The sequence below is a fragment of the Metabacillus crassostreae genome, assembly GCF_016908395.1.
Classification (GTDB): domain Bacteria; phylum Bacillota; class Bacilli; order Bacillales; family Bacillaceae; genus Metabacillus; species Metabacillus crassostreae.
In genome coordinates this window covers 1-5,050 of record NZ_JAFBDU010000019.1, presented here as the reverse complement: position 1 = coordinate 5,050, position 5,050 = coordinate 1, and the positions used below count along the sequence as shown (strand labels likewise).

The window sequence follows — 5,050 nt, the reverse complement described above, 5'->3', positions numbered from 1 at the left end:
GCCAGCGTTCGTCCTGAGCCAGGATCAAACTCTCCAATAAAGTAGTGTTTGACTTGCTCATAGTTGTTTCGTTTTTGTACTATATAGTACGTTTTGTTAATCGAAATTAACGTTGGCACGCTTGGTTTTGTTTAGTTTTCAAAGATCATATTGCATCGTCGCTTCAAGTGACAACTTTTATATAATACCATGATACGTTTCAGTAAGTCAACACTTTTTATTAAAATGTTTTTCAACTAAATCGGTATATATATTCACTGCTTTAACGGCAGAAATTAATAATACCATTTACTAATAATCAAGTCAACACCCAAACTAAACTTCTCCTAAAATAACTAATGAGCATTACTTATTTGTAATGATTTATATCTAATTCAATAGCTATCACTTAAACGCAATATACCTTTGTCCCAGGTAATTTAATACTGTATATAGCACTGCAGCTAGGATTAAAGAAGTTTCCCTAACATATTCAAAGCTGGTTAAGAGTTTACTTTTATCAAATAGGACATAACCAATTGAATACGAAATAAAGTAACTACCCAATATTACTAGAATAAATAAAGTGATTCCTTTTTGATTGCTTACTTTACTATTAAACGTGAAGTTCTTATTTAAAATATAACTACACGTAGCTCCTATACTATTTCCAATGAAGGTTGATATCCAATATGATAATTCTAATACATTTAGCAAAATTAGAATCAAAGATAGACCTATACATGTATTAATCAGCCCAACCAGGATAAATCGAATAAATGTATTTACCCTTTTATAATAATTCTCTATGATCAGGCTCATTTGATCCTATATTCCTTCCTAGTAAGCTTTGTTTTAAATTTAAAGTATCAATATCCACACTATATCTTGGTCGACGTTTTGATTCTTTATAGATTTTGCCTATATATTCGCCAATTAACCCAATGGCTATTAGCTGTAATCCGCCGATTAACCATATGGACGTAATAAGAGAAGTCCATCCAGTTTCTGTTTCTCCTAAGAACTTCAGGCTAATAAAATATGTACCAAACAATATACTCGTAAAAAATGAAAGAAAGCCCAAAAACAACACAAACCGTATAGGAGTAATCGAGAATGATGTAATGCCTTCAAATGCAAATGACAGCATTTTTCTTAAAGGGTATTTTGTTTCTCCAGCTAATCTTTCTTTTCGATTATAATAGACAGATGTTGAAGGAAAACCAATTAAAGGGACAATTCCTCTTAAAAAGAGATTAACTTCTTCAAACTTCTCTAATTCCTCCACTGCCCGTCTACTCATTAACCGAAAATCAGCGTGATTATAAATTAAGTTAACACCTAGCTTTTTCATAAACTTATAAAATGCTTCTGCTGTTGTTTTTTTAAAATAGCGGTCTGTATCACGCTTATCTCTGACACCATAAACAATATCAAAACCTTCATCAAATTTCAGTAAAAACTCAACGATACTATCTACATCATCCTGTAAGTCAGCATCAATTGATACAACACAATCTGCTGAGTTCTTAGCAGTAATTAATCCTGCATAAAGTGCATGTTGATGACCTACGTTTCTGGCAAGTTTTAAGCCATTAACCTTACTATTATATAAACTTTCTTTATAGATGATGGACCAAGTGCGATCCTTACTACCATCATCTACAAATAAAATATTACTCTTTTCAGAAACTATATGATTATTTATAAATTGAGTTAATTTTTTATCAAGCACCTTTATGGTTGTTTCCAGAACCTCTTCTTCATTATAGCAAGGAACAACAATAGTAAGGATAGGCTTGCTCATTATAAAACCTCCATTGATTTATAAAGCTTTATATAAATATATTTTCCACGCAGATGTATCAGCTTCAAATACTCGCTCTAGCTCTAGATGATTTTCTTTTGCATTCTCGATTAACACTGCAGAAAAAAGATAGTGTCCTCCCAAATCTTTAAACGCTTCTATATTAAGTTCTAGGTTTTTTAACGTCTTCTTCGTGTTTTTCTTAAACATATAGTGCTTACCAAGTTCATCCGTAAAGATATAACAACGGCCTCCCCATTCATCAAAGTACGTTCTTATTTTCTTATTTTTTGCAAGCTCTTTCTCAATAATTTTTCTAAACTCATACTTATAAGTTAATGGATAAAAGTTATTATACGTATCAAGTGTATAAAAACCGTTATATTGAGCAATTGCTGGATGAATCCCAATACTTGCGACTCTATATTCTTCAACTGGCAGCTCAATATGGTCCTTAATATCTTCAAAAAGCTCAACTGAGTAAAACTCATTCACAGAAGGCTTATTCCGATGAATAATTTCATCATTAAAACAAAATAAGAGAAGTATTTGAGCAGCTATGAAGAATAGCGAATAATACTTGGATCTTTTTCCGTATTCCCATATTATTTTCAAACCTAGAGCAAAGCCTACATAAATAATTAGAGGCCGTAAAAAATGAAACCTAGCAAAATTAAATGTATCCATAAAATGAAATCTCTCTGTTAACGGAAGCCACCCTTTATAAAACCAGAATGCATACCAAGTAGACAACAAGAAGTTCAGGATTACCAAGAATATGAAAGCTTGCTCCTGTTTCCATAACTTCTTAATGATAACTATATATAAAGATAGTAGTGTGACAGCTAATATAAACAGCCCATGAACCGTCATAACATGTGTATGACCCAGTACAAAGTTTTTAAAAGTAAGCCTTATAACTCTCCATAATGAAAGTCTCGCATGGAAATATTCATCCCTGCTATTGGGTTCGTCATCAAACAAAAAGGAGTAAACTAGTCGGTATTCTACAACTAGGAAGAGAAACGTCATATAAACAATAGCAAGCAAAAAATGATAATTCCTTCTACCCTTAATAAAATCAACCAACCAAAATACACCTATAGCAAATAGAAAAAAGAAGAAACCTAACACAAAGTTCGAATATAGCGGGAGCAATGTTAACACCAGGTAATGTGTCCATTTTCTCTTCCCATTTCTAATATGTAAAAAAGCCCAAAGTGCAAGTGGCATTCCAAGTGTACTTAACATCCCCGATGGCCAAAAAGGTGTTAGAGAAAATGCTAAAGCAACACCAACATTAATAACTACATATTTCTTTTGAACCAGAAAGTGATCCTTTAACAATAAATACATACCTATAAATGCAAATATCCTAGTAATACTTTGACTTAATGCATAAGCAACCATCGTCGGAAACACCGAATACAGCCAGACAATTAAACTATATTCTGGTCCATAAGCATTTCTAGGTAAACCATTAATCACCTGAGAAATAGTAGCATCAGTTGGACCTAACAATTGCCCACTTTCGCTCAAAACCTTATACCATGCTAAATTGGAATCAAGATTATCATGAACCCTAATATGTGCGTCCCCACCTAAAAGGTAAAGAGGAAGCAGATAGATACAGATAGTGATAATAGCAAATATAATCAGTTTCTTCTCTGAACCCAAAAATCTCACAAACAATATTTACACCTCAAAAAATAAGTTTTACTCCTACATTACTATTAACATTTACAAAAACAGGATAAAAATACTAAATTTATCAATTACTGTAGAGTTTTATAGTTACTGCAAATCTGATTTGGTATTCGTCCTTTAATAACTAATGCTTATCTTTTATTCAGTTTTACTATTTCTTCAGAATAAGGTATTTGTGGAAGTGAATTTGAATATAAGTGGTTAGAAGAACATTTGTTCAACAGGGCACTAAATATCAAATGAAATATAATCTACCAAGGGAGTTACTTAAACTGTATGTTTGAAAACTTTAGAAAAGTTAATATGAAAACGGCTGTTTGTTTGGGGATTTGTTTTTACTCTTTGACACTCTTAATTCATGTTCTTATTTTAAGCGGGATCATTCCATTAAGTTGGGTTAATGGCGGAAGATCTGACTCCATCGCTACTCAGTTACCCATCTCTATCCTTAATTTCTCGATTTGTATTATTGGAGGAATTTTCACACTAATTGTTGGTGCAAATAGACTATATAAATTCAATAGAAAGATATCAATAATTTTATGGTTTTTTGTTATACTCTGGTCTTTTGGGTTTATTCAGCAATTGTTTGGAACCCCTTTTGAAAAAATGGTTTGTTCATTACTATTGTTACTTGGAGTCGTCTCGAACTTGCGTATGGCGATTGAAAAAAGATAGACTCACTCGCCTCTATATCTCTTACACATAAATAATAATAAAATAATCAATCTACTTTCTTACCTCTTCCATACAAAAAAAGACCAGTGTCTACTGATCTTTGGACTTTATCCTTGATGACGGATTTTAGACTTTGGATTCTTATGGGCTTCATCTCCTTGATGACAAATTTTAGACTATTGATCTGATATCATTACTTGGCGATATCAGATTATCTGTCTCCGCTTGCCACCCACTTCCTTCTTGCTTCTCCCAAGCCTTAGGCTAGTAGTTCTTTTTAGACTCTACTAATGTCAACAATATAATGTAAAGAATTTTTTTACCTTTTATTTTTTTCTACACAAAAAAAGACCAGTATCTCTACTGATCTTTCCCACTCTTTACTTGGCGACGTCCTACTCTCACAGGGGGAAACCCCCAACTACCATCGGCGCTAGAGCTTAACTTCCGCATCCGGATATCGGCTTGCGATAAGTGGCGAATTTCCGTGTCAGCTTGTTCATTCAGATCCTCATGTGCCAAATAGCACATTCCGGTCTTCATTCGCTGCGCTTCCTTGACCTTCTTGCTTCTCCCAAGCCTCAGGCTAGTAATGCTTTTTAGTCTCTACCTTTTAAACAACATCTTCGATATAAATAAAATAATGTTTTTTTACCTTTTTCTATACAAAAAAAGACCAGTATTTCTACTGATCTTTCCACTCTTTACTTGGCGACGTCCTACTCTCACAGGGGGAAACCCCCAACTACCATCGGCGCTAGAGCTTAACTTCCGCATTCAGATATCGGCTTGCGATAAGCGGCGAATCTCCGCGTCAGCTTGTTCATTCAGATCCTCATGTGCCAAATACGCACATTCCGGTCTTCATTCGCTGCGCTT

Annotated in this window: 3 protein-coding genes; all 3 read right to left on the bottom strand. The window is 33.7% G+C overall.

Annotated features, from left to right (window positions below):
- Window positions 1–384 precede the first annotated feature (384 nt).
- The 3 genes from JOC75_RS23680 to JOC75_RS23670 are packed head-to-tail and all read right to left on the bottom strand — an operon-like array spanning window position 385 to window position 3,478.
- On the bottom strand, window positions 385–801 hold the full coding sequence (locus JOC75_RS23680) for a GtrA family protein (protein ID WP_239589649.1): 417 nt from the start codon (window positions 799–801) through the stop codon (window positions 385–387).
- Window positions 773–1,786, bottom strand: coding sequence for a glycosyltransferase family 2 protein (locus JOC75_RS23675; protein ID WP_204956351.1), 1,014 nt, complete (start codon window positions 1,784–1,786; stop codon window positions 773–775). Before JOC75_RS23675 ends, JOC75_RS23680 begins: the two co-directional genes overlap by 29 nt.
- Before the next feature lie 18 nt (window positions 1,787–1,804).
- The gene (locus tag JOC75_RS23670; RefSeq protein ID WP_204956350.1) at window positions 1,805–3,478 is read right to left on the bottom strand and encodes a DUF6044 family protein; all 1,674 of its coding nucleotides are present in this window, start codon (window positions 3,476–3,478) and stop codon (window positions 1,805–1,807) included.
- Window positions 3,479–5,050 lie beyond the last annotated feature (1,572 nt).

Bases quoted from the DNA above. Each gene is read 5' to 3' on its own strand.
- JOC75_RS23680 (WP_239589649.1), bottom strand. From the start codon at position 801: ATGAGCCTGATCATAGAGAATTATTATAAAAGGGTAAATACATTTATT.
- JOC75_RS23675 (WP_204956351.1), bottom strand. From the start codon at position 1,786: ATGAGCAAGCCTATCCTTACTATTGTTGTTCCTTGCTATAATGAAGAA.